Annotated in this window: 20 protein-coding genes (1 of these 20 only partly in view); 6 read left to right on the top strand and 14 right to left on the bottom strand. The window is 64.4% G+C overall.

Translation table 11 applies throughout. The features are described from left to right. Positions 1-399, top strand: the 3' portion of a protein-coding gene (locus GDR53_RS10765; RefSeq protein ID WP_193334512.1) for a M23 family metallopeptidase. The gene continues 1,572 nt to the left of window position 1, outside the view; the window shows 399 of its 1,971 coding nt (coding positions 1,573-1,971); its start codon lies off the left edge, out of view; its stop codon occupies positions 397-399. Here the strand turns inward: GDR53_RS10765 and GDR53_RS10760 are convergent. The 8 genes from GDR53_RS10760 to GDR53_RS10725 form a co-directional block, all read right to left on the bottom strand. After that, the gene (locus GDR53_RS10760) at positions 396-1,901 is read right to left on the bottom strand and encodes an MFS transporter (protein WP_193334511.1); all 1,506 of its coding nucleotides are present in this window, start codon (positions 1,899-1,901) and stop codon (positions 396-398) included. The two genes, GDR53_RS10765 and GDR53_RS10760, sit on opposite strands and share 4 nt — an antisense overlap. A 32-nt stretch (positions 1,902-1,933) precedes the next feature. Then, positions 1,934-2,272, bottom strand: coding sequence for a VOC family protein (locus GDR53_RS10755; RefSeq protein WP_193334510.1), 339 nt, complete (start codon positions 2,270-2,272; stop codon positions 1,934-1,936). Positions 2,273-2,364: 92 nt separating this feature from the next. Next, positions 2,365-4,974: an ATP-dependent chaperone ClpB gene (gene clpB / locus GDR53_RS10750; protein WP_193334509.1), complete on the bottom strand. Its 2,610-nt coding sequence runs from the start codon at positions 4,972-4,974 to the stop codon at positions 2,365-2,367. Positions 4,975-5,492: 518 nt separating this feature from the next. After that, positions 5,493-6,230 carry a DUF4167 domain-containing protein gene (locus GDR53_RS10745; RefSeq protein WP_193334508.1) on the bottom strand — a complete coding sequence of 246 codons (738 nt, stop codon included), beginning with the start codon at positions 6,228-6,230 and terminating at the stop codon, positions 5,493-5,495. Between the two features lie 318 nt (positions 6,231-6,548). Then, on the bottom strand, positions 6,549-7,373 hold the full coding sequence (gene prmC / locus GDR53_RS10740; protein WP_210321316.1) for a peptide chain release factor N(5)-glutamine methyltransferase: 825 nt from the start codon (positions 7,371-7,373) through the stop codon (positions 6,549-6,551). Between the two features lie 44 nt (positions 7,374-7,417). Beyond that, on the bottom strand, positions 7,418-8,494 hold the full coding sequence (gene prfA / locus GDR53_RS10735; RefSeq protein ID WP_193334507.1) for a peptide chain release factor 1: 1,077 nt from the start codon (positions 8,492-8,494) through the stop codon (positions 7,418-7,420). A gap of 111 nt (positions 8,495-8,605) precedes the next feature. After that, complete coding sequence (gene ptsP, locus GDR53_RS10730) at positions 8,606-10,873, bottom strand: phosphoenolpyruvate--protein phosphotransferase (protein WP_193334506.1); 2,268 nt, start codon at positions 10,871-10,873, stop codon at positions 8,606-8,608. A 67-nt stretch (positions 10,874-10,940) separates the two neighbouring features. Further along, complete coding sequence (locus GDR53_RS10725; protein ID WP_193334505.1) at positions 10,941-12,206, bottom strand: aspartate kinase; 1,266 nt, start codon at positions 12,204-12,206, stop codon at positions 10,941-10,943. Positions 12,207-12,371: 165 nt separating this feature from the next. On the opposite strand from GDR53_RS10725, the gene ubiG reads away from it, so the two are divergent. Together ubiG and GDR53_RS10715 are read left to right on the top strand one after the other, a co-directional pair. Next, positions 12,372-13,112 carry a bifunctional 2-polyprenyl-6-hydroxyphenol methylase/3-demethylubiquinol 3-O-methyltransferase UbiG gene (gene ubiG, locus GDR53_RS10720; RefSeq protein WP_193334504.1) on the top strand — a complete coding sequence of 247 codons (741 nt, stop codon included), beginning with the start codon at positions 12,372-12,374 and terminating at the stop codon, positions 13,110-13,112. Positions 13,113-13,176: 64 nt separating this feature from the next. Further along, positions 13,177-13,620: a hypothetical protein gene (locus GDR53_RS10715; RefSeq protein ID WP_193334503.1), complete on the top strand. Its 444-nt coding sequence runs from the start codon at positions 13,177-13,179 to the stop codon at positions 13,618-13,620. Here the strand turns inward: GDR53_RS10715 and GDR53_RS10710 are convergent. Then, complete coding sequence (locus GDR53_RS10710; RefSeq protein WP_193334502.1) at positions 13,617-13,997, bottom strand: hypothetical protein; 381 nt, start codon at positions 13,995-13,997, stop codon at positions 13,617-13,619. The genes GDR53_RS10715 and GDR53_RS10710 overlap by 4 nt on opposite strands. Before the next feature lie 186 nt (positions 13,998-14,183). On the opposite strand from GDR53_RS10710, the gene ilvD reads away from it, so the two are divergent. Continuing rightward, positions 14,184-16,037, top strand: coding sequence for a dihydroxy-acid dehydratase (ilvD, locus tag GDR53_RS10705; RefSeq protein ID WP_193334501.1), 1,854 nt, complete (start codon positions 14,184-14,186; stop codon positions 16,035-16,037). Between the two features lie 288 nt (positions 16,038-16,325). Here ilvD and GDR53_RS10700 read toward each other — a convergent pair whose 3' ends face one another. The 5 genes from GDR53_RS10700 to GDR53_RS10680 all read right to left on the bottom strand — a co-directional run bounded on the left by GDR53_RS10700 (position 16,326) and on the right by GDR53_RS10680 (position 19,664). Continuing rightward, entirely contained in the window at positions 16,326-17,195 is an 870-nt protein-coding gene (locus tag GDR53_RS10700) for an aldo/keto reductase (RefSeq protein ID WP_193334500.1), read from the bottom strand. A 53-nt stretch (positions 17,196-17,248) separates the two neighbouring features. Continuing rightward, the gene (locus GDR53_RS10695; protein WP_193334499.1) at positions 17,249-17,674 is read right to left on the bottom strand and encodes a DUF1178 family protein; all 426 of its coding nucleotides are present in this window, start codon (positions 17,672-17,674) and stop codon (positions 17,249-17,251) included. A gap of 54 nt (positions 17,675-17,728) precedes the next feature. Then, a complete protein-coding gene (locus GDR53_RS10690) occupies positions 17,729-18,502 on the bottom strand; it encodes a carbon-nitrogen hydrolase family protein (RefSeq protein WP_232846807.1) in 774 nt (257 codons plus the stop codon). A 65-nt stretch (positions 18,503-18,567) separates the two neighbouring features. Next, on the bottom strand, positions 18,568-18,822 hold the full coding sequence (gene grxC, locus GDR53_RS10685; RefSeq protein WP_193334497.1) for a glutaredoxin 3: 255 nt from the start codon (positions 18,820-18,822) through the stop codon (positions 18,568-18,570). A 32-nt stretch (positions 18,823-18,854) separates the two neighbouring features. Beyond that, entirely contained in the window at positions 18,855-19,664 is an 810-nt protein-coding gene (locus GDR53_RS10680; RefSeq protein ID WP_232846600.1) for a ComF family protein, read from the bottom strand. Between the two features lie 32 nt (positions 19,665-19,696). Between GDR53_RS10680 and GDR53_RS10675 the strand changes: the two genes are divergently transcribed. Both GDR53_RS10675 and GDR53_RS10670 read left to right on the top strand, forming a co-directional pair. Beyond that, entirely contained in the window at positions 19,697-20,545 is an 849-nt protein-coding gene (locus GDR53_RS10675; protein WP_193334496.1) for a class I SAM-dependent methyltransferase, read from the top strand. 62 nt (positions 20,546-20,607) lie between these two features. Then, positions 20,608-21,000, top strand: a complete 393-nt coding sequence (locus GDR53_RS10670; RefSeq protein WP_193334495.1) for a cupin domain-containing protein — start codon at positions 20,608-20,610, stop codon at positions 20,998-21,000. Positions 21,001-21,079: the final 79 nt, after the last annotated feature.

The following is a 21,079-nucleotide window of genomic DNA, read 5'->3' as shown; positions in this document are numbered from 1 at the left end:
GCCCGCTCGGGCACGCCGATCTACGCTGCCGGCGATGGCGTGATCGACTATTACAAATGGCAGTCCGGCTATGGCAACAAGGTCGAGATCAAGCACGTCAACGGCTATGAAACCGCCTATGGCCACATGTCGCGCTATGTCGACGGGCTGTCGGTGGGCAGCCGCGTGCGCCAGGGCCAGATCATCGGCTATGTCGGCTCGACCGGCCAGTCGACCGGCCCGCATCTGCATTTCGAGATCAAGATCAACGGCAATCTGGTCGATCCGCTCAGCGTCAAGCTGCCCAAGGACAATATCCTGGCCCAGCAATATCAGGGCGAATTCGCCCGGACCATGGCGCAGATGGACGATCTGATGGCCCGCCAGCCCGCTCCGGTCTCCTTCGCCCAGGCCAATTAGAGCCTGCGCTCCAGGGTCACCCAGGCCACCAGCCCGGACAGGAGGCACAGGCCGGCATTGAGATAGGCAATGGCGCTGAACGCGCTATTGGTGGCGACCTGCCGCAGGCCTTCCTGACCGGCACTGAGCCCATTGGCCGGCAGGCCGAAAAAGACCGGCAGCTCGGCTGCGCTGCCCAAGGACTGCTCGAAGACCAGCGCCGCCAGCATGCCCATGGCGGCCACGGCGACCAGGCCCGCCACGCGCGACACGGCATTGTTGACGCCCGAGGCAATGCCGGTATCGGCATCGTCCACCGCCGTCATCACTGCCGTCGACAGCGGCGACACCACCAGGGCCATGCCCAGACCCGCCAGGGCAATCAGCGGCAGCACGGCCAGCCAGACATTCTGGGCCGGCGCCGTCAGGCCCAGCCCGGCAAAGGCCAGGCCGACAAGCACGGCGCCCAGGGCAATCAGCGGCCCCGGCCCGAACCGGTCGGCCAATTGTCCGCTCAGCCCGGAGATCAAGGTGATCGCCACGCCGAAGGGCAGCATGACCAGCGACACCTCGGCCGGCGAGGCGCCCCAGCCGGCAATCATGGTCATGGGCAGATAAAAGGTTACCCCAGTCAGCGCGAAGTAGAGCGTGAAGGTCAGTACATTGGCGCCGGCAAAGGGCACGATGGCAAACAGGCGCAAGGGCAACATGGGATGGCGCACCCGCCCCTCCCACCAGACGAACCCGGCCAGCAGCAGCGCGCCGCTGCCGCAATAACCCATGACATGCGACAGCGGCGGCACGCTCTCCCCGCCGCTGCCGGTCAGGCCAAAGGCGACCAGCATCAATCCGATGCTGGCCAGCATCGCCCCCACAATATCAAGCCTGTGGCTTGCGCTGGCCCCGTCGGCAGGCACGCGCAAGATCAGCAGCGCCAGGGCAATGGCGCCCAGCGGCAGGTTGATGGCAAAGATCAGCCGCCAGCTCCAGTCGCCCAGCACCGTCAGCACCAGCCCGCCCAGCACCGGGCCCATGATAGTGGTCAGCGAGGACGCTGCAGCCCATAGACCAATGGCTTTGCCCCGCTCGGCCCGCGGATAGGCTCTGGCAATGATGGCCAGGCTCCCCGGCACCATCAGCGCGGCGCCGATCCCCTGCAGCCCCCGGAACGCGATCAGGACCCATACCTGGGGCGCCAGGGCGCAGACAAGCGACGCAACGACAAACAGGCCAATGCCCAGACCAAACACCCGCCGCAGGCCGAAGCGGTCGCCCGCCGCGCCGCCCAGCAAGAGCAGCGACCCCAGAAACAGCAGGTAGCCGTTCGACACCCATTGCACGTCCGCCAGCGTTGCACCCAGGTCGGCGCGCAGCGCCGGGATGGCAATCGACAGCACCGAACCGTCGATGAAGGCCATGCTCGAGGCGAGGATGGCGGCGATGAGCACATAACGACGCTGCACTGGCGAATAGGCGCTCGATGTCCCGGGTTCACCCGCCGCAACGCTACCGTGGTCATTCATGGCACAACCTTCCTGCTCATTGAGCAGGCAGCCTAGTCGCGGCTGATCCACACCGCCAGTTCGTTGCCGCCCGGCTCGCGGAAATGGAATCGCCGGCCGCCGGGAAAGTCGAACTGGGCCCGCGTGATCACCGCGCCCGCTGCCAGCACCCGGCGCTCGGCGTCGTCCAGGTCATCGGTGCGCACGATGGCCATCGTGCTCGCCACCCTGCCCTCGGCCTGATCGACACCACCATCAATGCCGGCGCCATCAATGGCGTCATAGTCCGGACCATAACTGAGCTGGCCCCAGCCAAAGGCTGCGCTGAAAAAAGCGCTGGTGGCCGCACGGTCGCTGGACGGAAATTCGATATAGTCGATCTTCTCCACCATCATTGGCTCCTGCGTATGTTCTTGTTTTGTTCTAGATCGTCTGGCTTTCTTTGGCAAGTAAAAAGGCCGGTCTTTCGACCGGCCTTTTTTGGTCAGGCAGCAGCGTCGGCCAGCCCGCCGGGATGCAGAACAATGCCGGCATCATTGGCATCGATCACCACCCGGCTGCCATCGCTGACTCGACCGGCCAGGATTTCGTCGGCCAGCCCGTCCTGCACTTCGCGCTGGATCACCCTGTTGAGCGGCCTTGCGCCATAGGCGGGATCATAGCCCTCATTGGCCAGCCAGGCGCGCGCCGCCGGTGTCAGCTCAAGGCCGATATCGCGCTCCTTGAGCAGTTCCTGCAGCCGCCCGAACTGGATGTCGACAATGGCGCCCATATGCTCGCGACCCAGCCGATGGAACAGCAGGATCTCATCGACACGGTTGAGGAATTCCGGCCGGAATGCCGCCTTGACCATGTCGAGCACCCTGCCGCGCACCAGTTCGACCGATTCACCGTCCTTGAGATCGACCAGATATTCGCTTCCCAGATTGGAGGTGAGGATGATCACGGTATTGCGGAAGTCCACCGTGCGGCCCTGCCCGTCGGTCAGGCGACCGTCATCGAGCACCTGCAGCAGCACGTTGAACACGTCCGGATGCGCCTTCTCGATCTCGTCGAACAGCACGACCTGATAGGGCCGGCGCCGCACCGCTTCGGTCAGCGCGCCGCCTTCCTCGTAACCGACATAGCCGGGGGGTGCCCCGATCAGCCGGGCCACCGAGTGCTTTTCCATATATTCGCTCATGTCGAGGCGCACCATGGCGGTCTCGTCATCGAACAGGAACTGCGCCAGACTCTTGGTCAGTTCGGTCTTGCCGACACCGGTTGGCCCCAGGAACATGAACGAGCCGATCGGCCGGTTCGGATCCTGCAGCCCGGCGCGCGAACGCCGCACCGCCCGCGCCACGGCAGCCACGGCCTCGGCCTGGCCGATCACCCTGGCGCCGAGCGAGGCTTCCATATGCAGCAGCTTTTCGCGCTCGCCCTCCAGCATCCGGTCGACCGGAATACCGGTCCAGCGGCTGACCACCTGGGCGATGTCGCTGGGCGTTACCACTTCGGCGGCCATCAGCGCATCGGGCTTGCCGTCGCCATTGCTGTCTTCGGCCGTGGCGATGCGCTTTTCCAGACCAGGAATGACGCCATAGGCCAGCTCGCCGGCCTTGGCCAGGTCGCCCTGGCGCTGCGCGATTTCGAGCTGGCTGCGCGCCGCATCGAGCTCTTCCTTGAGCTTCTGGCTGCCCTGCAACCGTTCCTTTTCTGCCAGCCACTTGGCGCTGAGGCCCTGGGCCTGCTCCTCGAGTCCGCCCAGTTCGGTTTCCAGCCGCTCCAGGCGCAGCCGCGAGCCATCATCGTCTTCCTTGCGCAGCGCCTCGCGCTCGATCTTGAGCTGCATGATGCGCCGGTCAAGCTCGTCCAGCGCCTCGGGCTTGCTGTCCACGGCCATGCGCAGGCGCGCCGCCGCCTCGTCCATCAGGTCGATGGCCTTGTCGGGCAGGAAGCGATCGGCAATGTAGCGGCTGGACAGTGTCGCGGCACTGACCAGGGCGGAATCGGAAATCCGGATACCGTGATGCAGCTCGTACTTTTCCTTGAGCCCGCGCAGGATCGAAATGGTGTCTTCCACCGTCGGCTCGTCCACGAAGACGGGCTGGAAACGCCGGGCCAGAGCGGGGTCCTTTTCCACATGCTTGCGATATTCATCCAGCGTCGTGGCGCCGACGCAGTGCAGCTCGCCCCGCGCCAGAGCCGGCTTGAGCAGGTTGGACGCATCCATGGCGCCATCGGACTTGCCCGCGCCCACCAGCGTGTGCATTTCGTCGATGAACAGGATGATCTGTCCGTCCGAAGAGGTGACCTCGTTCAGCACCGCCTTGAGGCGTTCCTCGAACTCGCCGCGATATTTCGCGCCGGCAATCAGCGCGCCCATGTCGAGCGACAGCAGCGACTTGTTCTTGAGCGATTCGGGGACGTCACCATTGACGATGCGGATGGCGAGGCCCTCGGCGATGGCCGTCTTGCCGACGCCGGGCTCGCCGATCAGCACCGGATTGTTCTTGGTACGACGGCTCAGCACCTGGATGGTGCGGCGGATTTCCTCGTCGCGGCCGATCACCGGGTCGAGCTTGCCCTCGCGCACATCGGCGGTGAGGTCACGCGCATATTTCTTGAGCGCATCATAGCTGTTCTCGGCAGTCGCCGAATCGGCGCTGCGGCCCTTGCGGATTTCTTCGATGGCGGTGTTGAGCCCCTGCGGCGTCACCCCGGCGGATGCCAGGATCTTGCCGGCATCGGTGTCTTTCTCGACCACCAGCGCCAGCAGCAGCCGCTCGACCGTGACATAGCTGTCGCCGGCCTTTTGCGCCGCGCTCTCGGCGGTGTCGAACACCCGTGCCAGTTCGCGCCCGAGATAGAGCTGACCGGCATCGCCGGAAACGGTGGGGATCTTGGCAATAGCGGCCTCGACGCCAGCCCGTGCCGCCTTGGCGTCGCCGCCGGCGCGCCCGATCAGGCCATTGGCCATGCCCTGGTCGTCGTCGAGCAGCACCTTGAGCAGGTGGATCGGCGCAAACTGCTGGTGGCCCTTGCCCAGTGCCATGGTCTGGGCACTCTGGATGAAACCGCGGGCCCGTTCGGTATACTTTTCGATATTCATGCAACCATCCTTTAGCCGCGCGCGAGGCCGTCTCTAAAGCACGTCACTCACGCCGAAAGTGTTCCCTGTTCCCGCCCGATCAATATCAGCACGAGACTGGTTGCTCATGATGTAGGTCAAAATTTGCAAAGGAAAAGGGTGGCAGGAGAACTTGCATGCCGAAGCGCCGCCTGGGTCGCGGTTGTCACGAATGGACAGGCCCCGAAGCGGCAACCGCCTCTGGTAAAATAGAACAATGATACGATAGCCGCCTCGGAGCGCCGGTTTTTGGAACTGTTCGGCGGCACGGAGATCGCTCGCCCCCGCACGGCCGTCTCGGAACCTGTGCGGCAGGCAAAGACCACACCCGGCCCACCCCACCACTGTTCGCCTGCAGGCCGCCCATGCGGGATGATGGAGAGAGTGTGCCACAAGTTTTGCGACCGGGGATAAGTCGCGCTCTCGTTGAGCCTGGAAGCCCCGCACAAAAAGCAAAAGGCCGGACATCGCTGTCCGGCCTTTTCAAAATCTCTGCGGCACTATTCGGCGGCGGTTGTCGAACCGGCCGTCAGAAAGGCCGGCAATTCGCCGATATCGGGCTGGTCGGCACTGGCCGGGTCGGCACCGCCATCACCACCGGCCGGGCGGCGGCGACGGGGCCGGCGTTCGCGCGGCTTGCGGACCTCGCCATCCTCGGCAGCAGCCTCGACAGCAGGGGCATCCTCGTCCTGGCCGGCATTCTGCCTTGCGGCAGGCGCCTCGTTCTCGCCCGCCGCAGCGGCAGGGCGGTCACGGTCGGGCCGCTCGCGATCCGGGCGGGGCCGGCTGCGGTCAGGCCGCGGGGCGCGTTCGGCCTCGGGACGTTCCTGGCGCGGCTGGCGCTGTTCGCCATCGCCCTGGTCATCGCCATCGGCCGACTGCGGCTGCGGTTGCGGCTGTGGCGAAGCGAAGCGCGAGTTCATCTCGGGCATATCGTCATCGAAATCGCCATCATCCTGGCCGTCTGGCCGAATGCCATTCTGGGCCTGCTGGGCGCTCGAAACGATGCGGAAATAGTGCTCGGCATGCTGGAGATAATTCTCCGCCATCACCGAGTCGCCTGATGACTGCGCATCGCGCGCCAGCTGCAGATATTTCTCGGCGACATGGGCCGCGTTGCCGCGCACCTTCACATCCGGACCATTGCTCTCGAAATTGCGGGACAACGGATTGACGTGCTTGCGTCCGCCGTTCCGGCCACGCTGCCGGTTTTTGTTGTTCTGGTTATTGGGTCTCATCTGGTCGCTTTATCTAACTCTAGAAAAATAAGCGTCACACTGCTGGCGGACCGGCATCTTGCCTGATCGGGCAGCTCCCCGCGAAGGCCGAAGCCTGCAGTCGTAGGGCTCTAATTGGCTTCATGAAGACCGAAACCGTCTGACGGCGTTTCCAGAGCCATCCTGCGTTATTCCAGCCTCTGCTGGAACCGCGCTGCCGCTTGCAGCATCCGGACGTTTCGGGTGGCATGTCGCCGTGGCGCTCATGAAGCGCCTTTGACAGCACGGGCAAACTACCGTGTTCGCGTCCGCTTTGCCAGCATTAATTGCGGGCCGCTCTCAACCCGCCCTGACGATGTCGTTAACATGGTGCGCCACCACCACCCGATCAAGCCCGGCCAGATCCCGATGCACGCTGACATCCTCGAAACCGGCCTCCAGAAACAGCCCGCTGACGGCAGCCCCCTGGTCATGCCCGATCTCCACCAAGAGGCGTCCACCCTCGGTCAGCCAGGCATCGGCCTCACGCGCCAGGATGCGATAGGGCGCCAGCCCATCGGGCCCGCCATCAAGCGCCAGTCGTGGGTCGAAATCCTTCACCTCCGGCGTCAGCGTCTCGACCACGGCCGAGGTGATATAAGGCGGGTTGGAAACCACGATGTCGAACCGCTGCGGGGCAAGCGGGTCAAACCAGCTGCCTTCGAGCAAGGTGAGCCGATCCGCGACGCCATGACGGGCGGCATTGTCGCGCGCCGCCTCGAGCGCCAGCGCGCTGAGATCGACCGCTACCGCGCTGATATCGTCCATATGGGCCAGCATGGCGATGGAGATACAGCCCGTCCCGGTGCCCAGATCGAGCAGCCGCCCGCCTGCCGGCATCATGCCCAGGGCCAGGTCGACCAGCAGCTCGGTATCGGGCCGCGGCTCCAGCGTCGCCGCGTTGAGACTGAATGCCAGGCCGTAGAATTCCCGCTCGCCGATGATGCGCGCCACCGATTCCCCGGCCAGCCGACGCTGCAGCAATGCCGCGACGCGCTCGGCCCCGGCCGGATCGACATCCTGGTTCTCCCGCATCGCCAGGTCCAGTGCACCCAGACCCAGTCCGTGCTGGGTCAAGAGCTTGGCGTCCAGCGCCGCAGTCTCAAAGCCCAGCCGGCTCAGCACATCGCGCCAGTTGCGCCACAGCGCGCCAATGGTCGGCTTCTGGCTCAGTTGGGCTGCTCCATGGCGGAAAGCTGCCCCGCCTGGTTTTCGGTGATCAGCGCCTCGATCAACTCATCCAGCGCTTCCCCGGTAATGACCTTGTCGAGCTTGTAGAGCGTCAGATTGATGCGATGATCGGTGACCCGGCCCTGGGGGAAATTGTAGGTACGGATTCGTTCGGAGCGGTCGCCGGAGCCCACCTGACCCTTGCGCTCGGCCGAACGGGCAGAATCGCGTTCCTCGCGCTGCATGTCATAGAGCCGCGAACGCAGCACCTGCATGGCCAGCGCCCGGTTCTGATGCTGGCTCTTCATCGCCGAGGTGACGACGATGCCAGAAGGAATATGGGTGATGCGCACCGCCGAGTCGGTGGTGTTGACGTGCTGGCCGCCGGCGCCCGAGGCGCGCATCGTGTCGATACGAATGTCTTCGGTGCGAATTTCGATGTCGATGTCTTCGACCTCTGGCAGCACGGCCACTGTCGCTGCGGAGGTATGAATGCGCCCCGAACCTTCGGTGGCCGGCACGCGCTGCACACGGTGCACACCGCTCTCGAACTTCATGCGCGCATAGACGCCCTTGCCCGAGACATTGGCGATGATTTCCTTGAAGCCCCCCATTTCTCCGGGGCTTTCCTCCATCACCGTGACCTTCCAGCCATGGTTGACGGCATAGCGCTCATACATGCGGAACAGGTCGCCGGCGAACAACGCCGCTTCGTCTCCGCCCGTGCCGCCGCGGATTTCGAGGATAATCGACTTCTCGTCGGCCTCGTCCTTGGGCAGGAGCAGCACCCGCACCGCCTGGAACAGCTCTTCGATGCTGTCGTCGAGCTCTTCGATCTCGGCCTGGGCCATCTCGGCCATTTCCTTGTCGCCGCTCTTGAGCAGCGCCTCGGCCTCCTTGCGATCCTTCAAGGCTTTCGAATAGGCGCGGATCTTCTCCACGATCGGCGCCAGTTCGGCATGTTCCTTGGAGAATTTGACGAACTCGTCCGGGCCCGCACCACCCGACAGCGCCGCCTCGACATACTGAAACCGCGTCTCGAGGGCGTCGAGCTTGTCCTGGGGAAGAGAGGCCATGGTTGTAAAGATCCTGTGCGGCAGCGCGCCGCGCCATCAAAAACTCGGTGTCACCCCGCCGGGATGACACCGTGCCTGTAATGGCCATGACGATCAACTTCAAGCGCCGCCCTACACGGGCAGGTTCTGTTTCTCGATCCATTCCAGCAGCAATTGCCGGATCGTGATGCCCTGCGCGCCATCGCTGAGCGCCGCGCCTATCGATTGCTGGATCGGCTTGAGGTCCAGATTGAGCACCAGTTCCTTGATCGGCCCGATCGAGGCCGGGCCCATCGATAGCCGCGTCATGCCCACCGCCATCAGGGCCAGCGCCTCGAGCGGCTTGCCGGCCAGCTCGCCGCACATGGTGATCGGGATATTGTAGCGCCGCGCCGCATCGACGACGAGCCTGATCGCCCGCAGCCGCGGCATGCCGATGGGATCGTAATTCTTGGCGACGCGCGGATTGGCGCGATCCGACGCCGTCAGGAACTGCACCAGATCATTGGAGCCGATCGAGACGAAATCGGCCAGCGGCAGCAGCTGGTCGAGCTCGAACAGCAGCGAGGGCACTTCCACCATCACGCCCAGCTCGAGCCGGCTGGGGATCGGCGTGCCGGCGCGGCGCAGGCGCGCCACTTCCTTGTCGACCACCTTGCGGGTCTGCACGAATTCGAAGGTCTCGGTGACCATCGGCACCAGGATCTTGAGCGGCCGCCCATTGGCCGCCAGCAGCAGCGCCCGGATCTGCGTGCGCAGCAGCCCCGGCCGCTCCAGGCCAAGGCGAATGGACCGAAACCCCATGGCCGGGTTTTCCTCGGCCATCGAGCGCTGATAGGGCAAGACCTTGTCGCCGCCAATATCAAGCAAACGGAACACCACCGGCCGCTCCCCGGCAATTTCCATGGCTTCGGCATAGAGCTCGGTCTGCTCGCTGAGCTTGGGCAGCTTGCTGGCAATCATGAACTGCAGTTCCGTGCGGAACAGCCCCACCCCCGCCGCGCCGGTGTCGTCAAGCATGGGCAGGTCGGCCACCAGACCCGAATTGTGCAGCAGGGTGATGGCCACGCCGTCCCGGGTGATGCTGGGCTTGTCCTTGAGCGCGGCATAATGCGCCCGGCGCTTGGCCGAGACCTTCACCTTGTCGGCATAGGCCTGGACGATGTCCGACGTGGGCCGCAAATGCACGAGGCCAGCCGCGCCATCCAGAATGATATCGTCGCCGCTTTCGCACATCGAGACGATCGACTGCGCCTGCCCCACGGCCACCATGCCCAGCGAGCGCGCCACGATGGCGACATGCGCCGTCGTCCCGCCCTCTTCGAGCACAATGCCGCGCAGCTTGGTGCGGTCATATTCGAGCAGTTCGGCCGGGCCCATATTGCGCGCGACGAGGATGGCATTGTCCGGCAGCGCCTTATGCGCCAGCGCATGGCCGTCGCCGGTCAGCACCCGCAGCAGCCGGTTGGCCAGATCGTCGAGGTCATGCAGCCGGTCGCGGATATAGGGATCGGTCTGGCGCAGCATGCGGGCGCGGGTATCGTTCTGCACCCGCTCCACCGCCGCTTCGGCGCTGAGGCCATTCTCGATCGCCTCGGTCAGCCGGTGCACCCAGCCGCGATCATTGGCGAACATGCGATAGGTTTCGAGAATCTCGCGATGGTCGGTCGGGCCGGCCATGTCGCCATGGTCCAGCATGGCGTCGATCGACACCCGCATGGTTTCGAGCGCCGTCTCCAGCCGCACCTTTTCGAGGTCCGTATCTTCGGCGATGAAGTTGGAGACCACCACGCGCGGATCATGCAGCACCACCGTGCCCAAGGCGATGCCGTCGGTAAAGCTGACGCCAGTGAACATGCGTGGTCGCCTGAGATCGATATCGGACCCCGGCTTGATCAGATTGTCAAAGTCCGAGGTGGCGATCATCTCGGCCAGAATTGTGGCCGTAGTCAGCATCGCCTCGGTTTCATCCTCGCCGTAATGGCGCCGCTCGGCATTCTGCACCACGAGCACGCCCAGCGTCTGGCCGGCCCGCAATACCGGCACGCCCAGAAAGGCATTGTAGCGCTCTTCGCCGGTTTCCGGACGATAGGCAAAGGCAGGATGGCTGGTGGCGTCGTCGAGGCTGAGCGGCTCGGCTTCGGCGGCAATCAGCCCGACCAGGCCTTCGCCCAGCCGCAGCGTGGTCATGTGCACCGATTCGGCGGCGAGGCCCTTGCTGGCAAACAGCTCGAGCGCACCGTCATCGCGCAGCACGTAAAAGGAGCAGACATCGGCATGCATATTGTCGGCGATCAGGCCGACGATCTTGTCGAGCCGAGCCTGCGAAGCCAGCGGCTCCGCCATTGTCTCGCGCAATTGCCTGAGCAGCACGCGTGGGCCGCCTGTGGTCGTGACCATCTAACCCTTAGGCGGCCCGCAAAGCCGCCCCCCTTTGGTGGACGCGGCTCAACCCCCTCGACCGAGCTTATGCGTCCTTCTTATCCAACCCGTAATAAGTATGCAGGGCCCGAACCGCAAGCTCGGCATATTGTTCGTCGATCAGCACCGAGGTCTTGATCTCCGATGTGGTGATCAGCTGGATATTGATGCCCTTGTCGGCCAGGGCCCGGAACATCGAGGAGGCGACACCGGCATGACTGCGCATGCCCACGCCAACCACCGAGACCTTGGCCCCGCCCTTGGAGCCCGAAATCCGGGCATATTCAATGCGGTCGCCGGCATCCTTGAGGGTCTTGATGGCCTTGTCATACTCGCTGTCGGGCACCGTAAAGGTAATGTCCGTGGTGGCCCCGTCATCGGCGATATTCTGCACGATCATGTCCACGATAATGCCTTGGTCCGCAAGCGTACCAAAAATGGCTGCTGCCACGCCCGGATTGTCCTTGACGTCGCGCAGGGTAATCTTGGCCTCGGCCTTGGCGAGCGTCACGCCCGAAACGATCTGCTTTTCCATGATCTCATCCTCATCGCATACGAGCGTACCGGGGACACCGGGGGAACCATCGGGCGCCAGCTGCGGCGCATCCGGATCGTCAAAACTGGAGCGGACCAGCAGCCGCACCTTATAGGCCATGGCCATCTCGACCGAGCGGATCATCAGCACCTTGGCGCCCAGCGATGCCATTTCCAGCATTTCCTCAAAGGAAATCTTGGTCAGCCGCTGCGCCTTGGGCACGATGCGGGGGTCGGTCGTGTAAACGCCGTCCACATCGGTATAGATATCGCAGCGGTCCGCCTTGACCGCCGCCGCCACCGCGACGGCCGACGTGTCCGAACCGCCCCGGCCCAGCGTGGTGACCCGGCCATGCGGCGAGATGCCTTGAAAGCCGGTGATGACCGGCACCCAGCCATCGCGCAGGCGCTTGTCGAGTTCGGTCGGGTCGATATCGGTAATGCGCGCCGCGCCATGCGCGTCATCGGTATGGATGGGCACCTGCCAGCCGGCAAAGGAACGCGACTGGATGCCCATTTCGCTCAGCACGATGGCCATCAGCCCGGCCGTCACCTGCTCGCCCGAAGCGACCACGGCATCATATTCGCGTGCATCATGCAGGGCGCTGGCTTCATTGACCCAGCCGACCAGCTCATTGGTCTTGCCACTCATGGCCGAAACCACCACGGCAACCTCATGACCGGCATCGACCTCGCGCTTGACGTGCCGCGCGGCCTGCCGAATACGCTCGACGGTAGCCACTGACGTGCCACCAAACTTGACGACTATACGGGCCAAGACCCTACCCCGTTCCTCCGGCCGAACCCGCCGGTACGCTCTATATCGCGGCGGACATACGACAATCCATGGCCCCGATCAACTCTGATCCGCCAGCCGCGACGCCACGTACCTTGCCTGTGCCACACCGACTGGGTCATATGGCGCCACAAGGAGTGCCACGCCATGACCGAGACCACCATCAATGACGCCGAGATCGCCAAGTTCACCGCGATGGCCGAGCAGTGGTGGGACCCCAAGGGCAAGTTCAAGCCGCTGCACAAGTTCAACCCCGTGCGCCTGCGCTATATCCGCGAGCACCTACTGGCCCATTTTGCCCTCGACGGCGCCGCCATGCGGCCTTTCGAAGGATTGAGCATTCTCGATGTCGGTTGCGGCGGCGGCCTGCTCTGCGAGCCGCTGGCGCGCCTGGGCGCTACCGTTACCGGTATTGACGCGGCCGAGCGCAACATCACCATTGCCCGGCTGCACGCCGAAAAGTCAGGCCTTGCCATCGACTACCAGGCCACGACCAGCGAGGCCCTGGCCGCCCAGGGCAAGACTTTCGACATGGTGCTCAACATGGAAGTGGTCGAGCATGTCGACAATGTGCCGCTCTACATGAAGAGCTGCGCCGACCTGGTCAAACCCGGCGGGCTGATGCTGACCGCCACGCTCAACCGTACCGCCCGCGCCTATGCCCTGGCGGTGTTTGGCGCCGAACGCATCCTGCGCTGGCTGCCCGTCGGCACCCATGACTGGAACAAGTTCCTCACGCCCGACGAGGTCAAGACCCTGATCACCCGCAATGGCCTGACGGTGACGGCAGAGACGGGCGTGGTGTTTCACCCTCTGGCCGACGAATGGCGCCAGTCGCGTGACATGGCGATCAATTACATGGTGATGGCCGAGCGGCCGGCCGCTTGATCGACACAGTCAAGCGGCAGAGTCCGTTCCTGAAATAAGCCGCCCTCAAACCGCCGGAGCCAGCATGCGCCACACAATTCTTGCCGTCACTCTCACTGCCGCCCTGGTTCTGGCCGGCCCTGTCCTCGCCCAGAGCGAGGAAGACGTGCTCGACAGCATCGAGAATATTCATGGTGATGTGGATGGCTTCAACGAGGCCTTCGCACTCATGCAGGACGCCTTCCTGTTCGGCAACCCGACCGCCATCGCCGATCTCGGGCTCTACCCGCTGACCGTCAATGCCAATGGCGAAGTCTATGACATCTTCGAGGCGCAGGATCTGGTCGACAATTTCGACAGCCTGCTGACCGGGGAAACCATCGATGCGCTGGCCAGCCAGGACTACGCCGATCTGATCGTCACCAGCGAGGGTGTCGGCTTTGCCAATGGCGCGCTCTGGATGACCAGTATCTGCCTGGATGACGATTGCGCCGACACGCAATGGGGCATCCTCAGCATCAACAACTAGGCGTCGCGCTCGGCTTCGATGCCGGCGGCCAAGGTATAGCTCTCATCGGGCGACAGCCCGGCCGCACTGATGTTGCCGATCGGTTCATTGTCGATGGGCGCGCTGCGCAAATCGCCCCAGCTCTCATTCCAGTCGACGCCCTCCTGCAGCACCACCACGACCTCGTGAAAGCGATGCAGCGCCCGTGCCGCCTCGGCAGCGGCGAATGCGGTTGCGACGTCAGCATATTCGGCCTCGTCGCCATCGATATCGGCGACCGACTCCCACCAGACCGCTGCCTTGTAGCCCGCACCGGCGCGCTCGACGCCGACTGTTACCGCCAGCGGATTCTTGCTGGCCACCGCGACCTGCCGGTAACTCTTGCGTGTCTCGTCCATCACTGCCTCCGGGCTGTTGGGCATACAACGCCCCATCCGCCGCTTCGATGCAAGGCCCGCGCTTCTGGGCCGACCGACGCTTCCCGTACCGTACGGTACGGTTCTGCATTGATCACCGTCTGGAATGGGTCTAAACACAGGGTAATCGCGCCAGTATGCAGGCGCACACGCTTACCGAGGACAACCATGCCTGTTTATCGCTCCCGTACCACCACCCATGGCCGCAACATGGCCGGCGCCCGTGGCCTCTGGCGCGCCACCGGCATGAAGGACGGCGATTTCGGCAAACCCATCATCGCCGTGGTCAATTCCTTCACCCAGTTCGTGCCCGGCCATGTCCACCTCAAGGACCTTGGCCAGCTGGTTGCCCGCCAGATCGAGGCATCGGGCGGCGTGGCCAAGGAATTCAACACCATTGCGGTCGATGACGGCATCGCCATGGGCCATGACGGCATGCTCTATTCGCTGCCCAGCCGCGACCTGATCGCCGACTCGGTGGAATACATGGTCAACGCCCACTGCGCCGACGCCATGGTCTGCATTTCCAACTGCGACAAGATCACCCCCGGCATGCTCAACGCTGCCATGCGCATCAATATCCCGGTGATCTTCGTCTCCGGTGGCCCGATGGAAGCCGGCAAGGCCATGCTCAAGGGCAAGCTGCAGGCCCTCGACCTCGTCGACGCCATGGTGATGGCCGCCGACGACCAGTATAGCGACGAGGAAGTCCAGGCCGTCGAAGAAGCCGCCTGCCCCACTTGCGGCTCCTGCTCGGGCATGTTCACGGCCAATTCGATGAACTGCCTGACCGAAGCGCTCGGCCTCAGCCTGCCCGGCAATGGCTCGACCCTGGCCACCCATTCCGATCGCAAGCACCTGTTTGAGGAGGCCGGTCGCGTCATCGTCGAGATCACCAAACGCTGGTACGAGCAGGACGATGCCTCCGTGCTGCCGCGCTCGATTGCCACCAAGGCCGCTTTCGAAAACGCCATGACCCTCGACATCGCCATGGGTGGCTCGACCAATACCGTGCTGCATATCCTGGCGGCCGCCCATGAGGGCGGCGTCGATTTCACCATGGACGATATCGACCAGCTCAGCCGCCGCGTGCCGGTGCTGTCCAAGGTCGCCCCGGCCAAGGCCGACGTGCATATGGAAGACGTCCACCGCGCCGGTGGCATCATGTCCATCCTGGGCCAGCTCGACCGCGCCGGGCTGATCAACCGCAACGAGCCCACTGTCCACATCGCCACCATCGGCGATGCCCTCGACAAATGGGACATTTCCCGCACCAACTCCGAGAGTGTCCGCCAGTTCTATATGGCCGCCCCCGGCGGCGTGCGCACGACCCAGGCCTTCAGCCAGTCCAACCGCTGGACCGAGCTCGATCTCGACCGCAAAGACGGCGTCATCCGTTCGGCCGAACATGCCTTTTCCAAGGATGGCGGCCTGGCTGTGCTCAAGGGCAATATCGCCATTGATGGCTGCATCGTCAAAACCGCCGGCGTCGACGAATCCATCCTCAAATTCTCCGGCCCGGCGCGGGTGTTTGAAAGCCAGGACGATACCGTCAAGGCCATCCTGACCAATCAGATCAAGGAAGGCGACGTGCTCGTTATCCGCTATGAAGGCCCGCGCGGCGGCCCCGGCATGCAGGAAATGCTCTATCCCACGAGCTATCTCAAATCCAAGGGCATGGGCAAAGCCTGCGCCCTGCTGACCGATGGCCGCTTTTCGGGCGGCACATCGGGCCTCTCCATCGGCCACGTCTCGCCGGAAGCCGCAGAAGGCGGCACCATTGGGCTCGTGCGTGAAGGCGATATCATCGAGATCGATATCCCCAATAGGTCTATTCAATTGCTCGTCTCGGATGACGAACTGGTGCAGCGCCGCCACGATCAGGACCAGCTCGGCTGGAAGCCCGCCCATCCACGCAAGCGCAATGTCACCACCTCGCTCAAGGCCTATGCCGCCTTTGCCACGTCCGCGGCACGCGGCGCCGTGCGCGACAGGGAGGCGATCGACAAGCTCTGGAACTGAACGCAGGCCTCCCCTGACGGGGAGGCTACGGGCCGCACGCATTTGTCGCCACCGCGGTCTGCGACAAATGCGTGACAAGCTCTTGCTGTGGTGCTAGACGCACGCTCAGCCGAAGGCGGTCTGCCAAGATTGCCTGCTGGTTAGGTTCGATAGCGGGGATTCCACCCTCCCTATCGAGCCGACCTAAACCCCCTCGGACATCGATATCCATCTTGCTTGGCGCGTAAAAGCCAAGGCCGGCAACGCTCTGTGCGCCGCCGGCCCCGGTCAGGTGCTTGGCAGGGAAAATCAGGCCGTCTTGCCGACCTTGTCGAGCGTCGCGAAATCGTCGTCGCTGAGCTTGATCGCGGCGGCCGCCACATTGTCTTCCAGATGCTTGACCTTGCCGGTGCCCGGAATGGGCAGCATGACGGGTGAACGCTTGAGCATCCAGGCCAGGGCGATCTGGCTGGCCGAGGCTTCGTGCTTGTCCATGATGGCCTTGAATTCGGCGCTGGTGGATTCCAGATTGCCGCCATCGATCGGGCGCCAGGGGATGAAGCCGATAGTGTTGGCTTCGCAGAATTCCAGCACGGCTTCCGCCTTGCGGCTGACCAGATTGTACATGTTCTGCACCGTGGCCACCTTGAAGTACTTCTGCGCTTCCTTGATGTCATCCACGCTGACCTCGCTGAGGCCGACATGGCGGATCAGCCCGGCCTTCTGCATGTCGGCAATGGCGCCGAACTGGTCGGCGCGCGGCACCTTGGCGTCGATACGGTGCAATTGCCAGAGGTCGATGACCTCAAGCTTGAGCCGCCCCAGGCTGGTCGCCACGCCCTGGCGCAGGAATTCGGGTCGTCCGACCTGATGCCATTCGTCCGGCCCGGTACGCGTGAGCCCGCTCTTGGTGGCGATGATGCTGCCCTTGCCATAGGGCGCCAGCACCTCGCCGATCAGCTGCTCGCTGACATAGGGGCCATAGCTTTCAGCCGTATCGATGAAATTGACATTGAGTTCGGGCAGGCGGCGCAGCGTTGCCTTGGCCTGCTCGGCATCCTCCGGCGGGCCCCAGATGCCCTTGCCGGTAATGCGCATGGCGCCAAAGCCGAGGCGATTGACCGTGAGGTCGCCACCAATGGCAAAGGTGCCCGAAAGGGCTGCGTCGAGTGTGGTCATGATGTTTCTCCGTTTGACTGCGCCGGGAATGGCGCGCGGAATCCAGAACTGGATCAGTTGTGTTCTTCGGGCAGGTCCGGCAGGGGCATGAACTCGATCCCCTCCTCGGCCAGCGCCATGACGTCGTCGCGGCTGGCCTCGCCATAGATGCCGTGCGGCGCCACTTCCTCGAAATGGATCTTGCGGGCCTCTTCGGCAAAGCGGTCGCCGACATAATCGGCCTCGCTGATCACCTTTTGCCGATATTCCCGCAGCATCTGGCGGATCTGGGCCGCATCGGGCTGGCCGGCGCTGAGCGACACCTTGCCCTTGTCGCTGCGCGCGACGGCCGGGGCCATCAGCGCCTTTTCCACGCTGGCATCGCCGCAGACAGCGCAGCTGACAATACCGCGCGCCTGCTGCTCCTCGAACGCGGCGGCGTTCTTGAACCAGGCGTCATAGTGATGGCCATTTGAACAGTGCAGGGCGTATTGAATCACGAGGCGTCTCTGGAGCCCGATAGCTCGTTGTCATTACCGATATAGGTCAATGCGCTAGCCGTTCAACGGCGCTGGCGGGGCAAAGTTGCGTGCATTGGCCAAAGCCGGGATGCGGGTGCGCGCTTCGGTGACCTGATCGGGCGCAATCTCGGCCAGCAGCACGCCGGGTTCGTCATGGGCGAGCTCGGCAACGACACGCCCCCACGGGTCGATGATGATGGAATGGCCATAGGTGGCCCTTCCATTGGCATGCTGGCCACCCTGGGCCGCCGCAATGACATAGGAGCCGGTCTCGATGGCCCGAGCGCGCAGCAGCACATGCCAGTGCGCCTGGCCCGTGGGAACGGTGAAGGCCGCCGGCACGGCAATCAGATTGGCCCCCGCCTTGGCCAAAGCATTGAACAGCGGCGGAAAGCGCATGTCGTAGCAGATCGCCATGCCGAGGATAAATTCGCCCAGCGGCGCCGTTACGGCGCGCGCGCCGCCCCGATAGGTCTCGCTTTCGCGATAGGCATTGAGCCCGGCAACATCGGCATCGAAGAGATGGATCTTGTCGTAATGATTGACGATGACGCCATCCGGCCCGAACAGCACCGAGCGATTGGCGAAACGGCCATCCTCGAGCGGCACGGCCAGCGAGCCGATATGGATATGCATGCCATGGTGCTTGGCCAGTTCCCCGACCCGCTGCAGCTGCGGATGGTTGTCATAGGGCGCCGCCACGGCCACGAGGCCGGCGCGGTTTTCCGCAAAGGCCATGGTGACCTCGGGCGTCAGCACATAGCGCGCGCCAGCCGCTGCCGCCTCGGCCAGCAGGGGCTCGAGCATGGCGAGGTTGGCGACGGGATCGGGGCCCGAGCGCAGCTGGATGGCGGCAATTTTCACCCTGTGGCCTAGCGCGCCAGCAGCGGATCGAGACCACCGCGCCGGTCCAGCGCCGCCATGTCGTCATAGCCCCCGATATGGGCATCATCGATGAAGATCTGCGGCACGGTGCGGCGGCCATGGGCGCGCTGCGTCATGGTTTCGCGCAAGGCCGGGTCGAGCACGGTGATCTCGGTATAGTCGGCGCCCTTGTCGGCCAGCAGCGTCTTGGCGGCGTGGCAATAGGGGCAGGTCGGGGTGGTATAGATTTCGATAGTAGCCAAGGAAATTCTCCCATCGTTGCGGGTATTTGTACTTATATGGGTATGTCATCGCCAATGACAACGCGGGCAAAAGTCACGACATCGACACTCTTCACCCCAGCCTTGAACAGGGTCCGGGTCACCGCCTTGGTCGTGGCGCCGGTGGTATAGACATCGTCGACCAGCACGACCCGCTTCCCCGCCGCGCGCGCCAGGACATGCGGGGAAACGGCAAAGGCCCCCGCCACGTTCCGCTGCCGCCCATCCCCGCTCAACCCCACCTGCTGGCGCGTCTTGCGAATGCGCTGCACCAGGCCCGCATCGACGGATAGGCCGGTGAACCGGCCCAGCATGACGGCCAGTTCATAGGACTGGTTATAACGCCGCGCCCGCTGCCGCGCCGGATGCAAGGGCACCGGCACCAGCACCGGCTTGTCCGCCCACAATTCATGGCCCGCCCCGGCCATCAGCCGCGCGCAGAACCGCGCCAGCTCGGGCCGGTCGCCATATTTGAGGCGCGACACGATCGCGCTGGCCACTGGCCCATAGACCACGGCCGCCCGGGCGCGACCAAAGGGGGGCGGATCGCTCAGCGCCTCGGCCGAAAGCACATCATCGCCCAGCCATACGGCAAAGGGCAGGCCGAGCCGGGGACAAAACGGCGCGGTGATCGGCCGCAACCGGGAAAAACACCCCGGACAGAGCGTATCGGGCGTCGCTATGGGCCCGTCACAATGCAGGCAGACCGGGGGATAAAGCAGATCGAGCAGGCCATGACCGAGCCACCGCGCCCCGCCCACAAGGCTGCGGCGCCACATCCCGCTTTTGACAAGCCCCTCGGCGCTCTCCATAACGCGGGCCATAGTGCCATTTTCGCAACCGGCCGCAAGTCACCATGAGCCAGCCACCGTCAATCTTCGATACCGCCCTGGTCGCCCGGCATCTGGCGCGGCGCCCCGGCGGCAGCGACTTCGTCACCGATCTGGTGCTGGCCGACCTCGAGGATCGCCTCGCCGCGCTGATCCGCGCCTTTCCCCGCGCCGCCATCATCGGCCCCGATGTCGATAAGCTCCCTCAATTCGGTCAGACCGCCAGCGCCCGCTTCCCCTTCGAGCGCCATGCCGCCTTTGCGGGCCATGATGACATGCCGGCTTTGGCCGGGGATAACTATGACCTGATCGTCTCGCTGCTGCACCTGCAGGCCGTCAACGACGTGCCCGGCTATCTGGCCCGCCTGCGCGCCCGGCTGGCCCCCGATGGCCTGCTGCTGGTGGCCGCCCTGGGCGGCGAGACGCTGACCGAGCTGCGCGAGGCATTTCTGGCTGCCGATTCAATGGTTTCCGGCGGCGCCTCGGCCCGCGTCGCCCCCATGCTGCAGGTGCGCGATGGTGGCGCCCTGCTGCAGCGGGCGGGCTTGGCGCTGCCCGTCGCCGATGTCGAAACCCATCTGGTGCGCTATTCCAGCCCCTTCGCCCTGATGGCCGAACTCAAGGCGCTCGGCGCCGCCAATCCCCTGGCCGACCGCTCGCGCCGCCCGGCCACAAAAGCCCTGCTGGCCGCCGCGGCGCAGAGCTATGCCGAGCGCGACGCCGACCCCGATGGCAGGGTCCGTGCCACACTCGAGATCGTCTGGCTCTCTGGCTGGGCGCCCCATGAAAGCCAGCAGCAGCCGCTCAAACCCGGCAGTGCTACCACCCGCCTGGGCGATGCCCTGGCCCGCCACGACAGCAGCGAAAAGGACTAGCTCCCGAGGCGAAAATGCGCGCAGACTGCCCGTCTGGACAGGCGCAACTTGGGGAGCAGCAGATGGCGCAATGCAGGGTTATCCGCGGCGGGGCGGGCTTTCACGGCAAACAGGGCATGGATTATTTCGCCGGCGTTTCGGCCGAAAGTGCCGGCAGCACGGGGATCTGCATGCATATGCTGGTGCTGCCGCCGGGTGGCAAGGCCAAGCCGCATTTCCACGAAAGCCATGAAACCGCGATCTTCCAGCTCGAGGGCTCGACCTCGTTCTATCACGGGCCCAATCTGGAGTTTCTCGATGAGGTCCGCGAGGGGGATTACGTCTATATCCCGGCCGGTGTGCCGCATCAGCCGTTCAACCCGACCGACCGCCCGGCCCGCGCGCTAATTGCGCGAACCGACCCCAATGAGCAGGAAAGCGTGGTGCTGCTGCCCGATGCCATGAGCCGGCTCTAGCCGTCTCACCCGATTCGATCGGACACCCCCTATTGCGAAAAAATGCTAGCAGGCTGCTAACCTTGAGCGCAGCATTTCC

This window comes from Devosia beringensis (assembly GCF_014926585.1).
GTDB lineage: Bacteria > Pseudomonadota > Alphaproteobacteria > Rhizobiales > Devosiaceae > Devosia > Devosia beringensis.
This window is presented reverse-complemented; position numbering and strand designations above follow the sequence as displayed.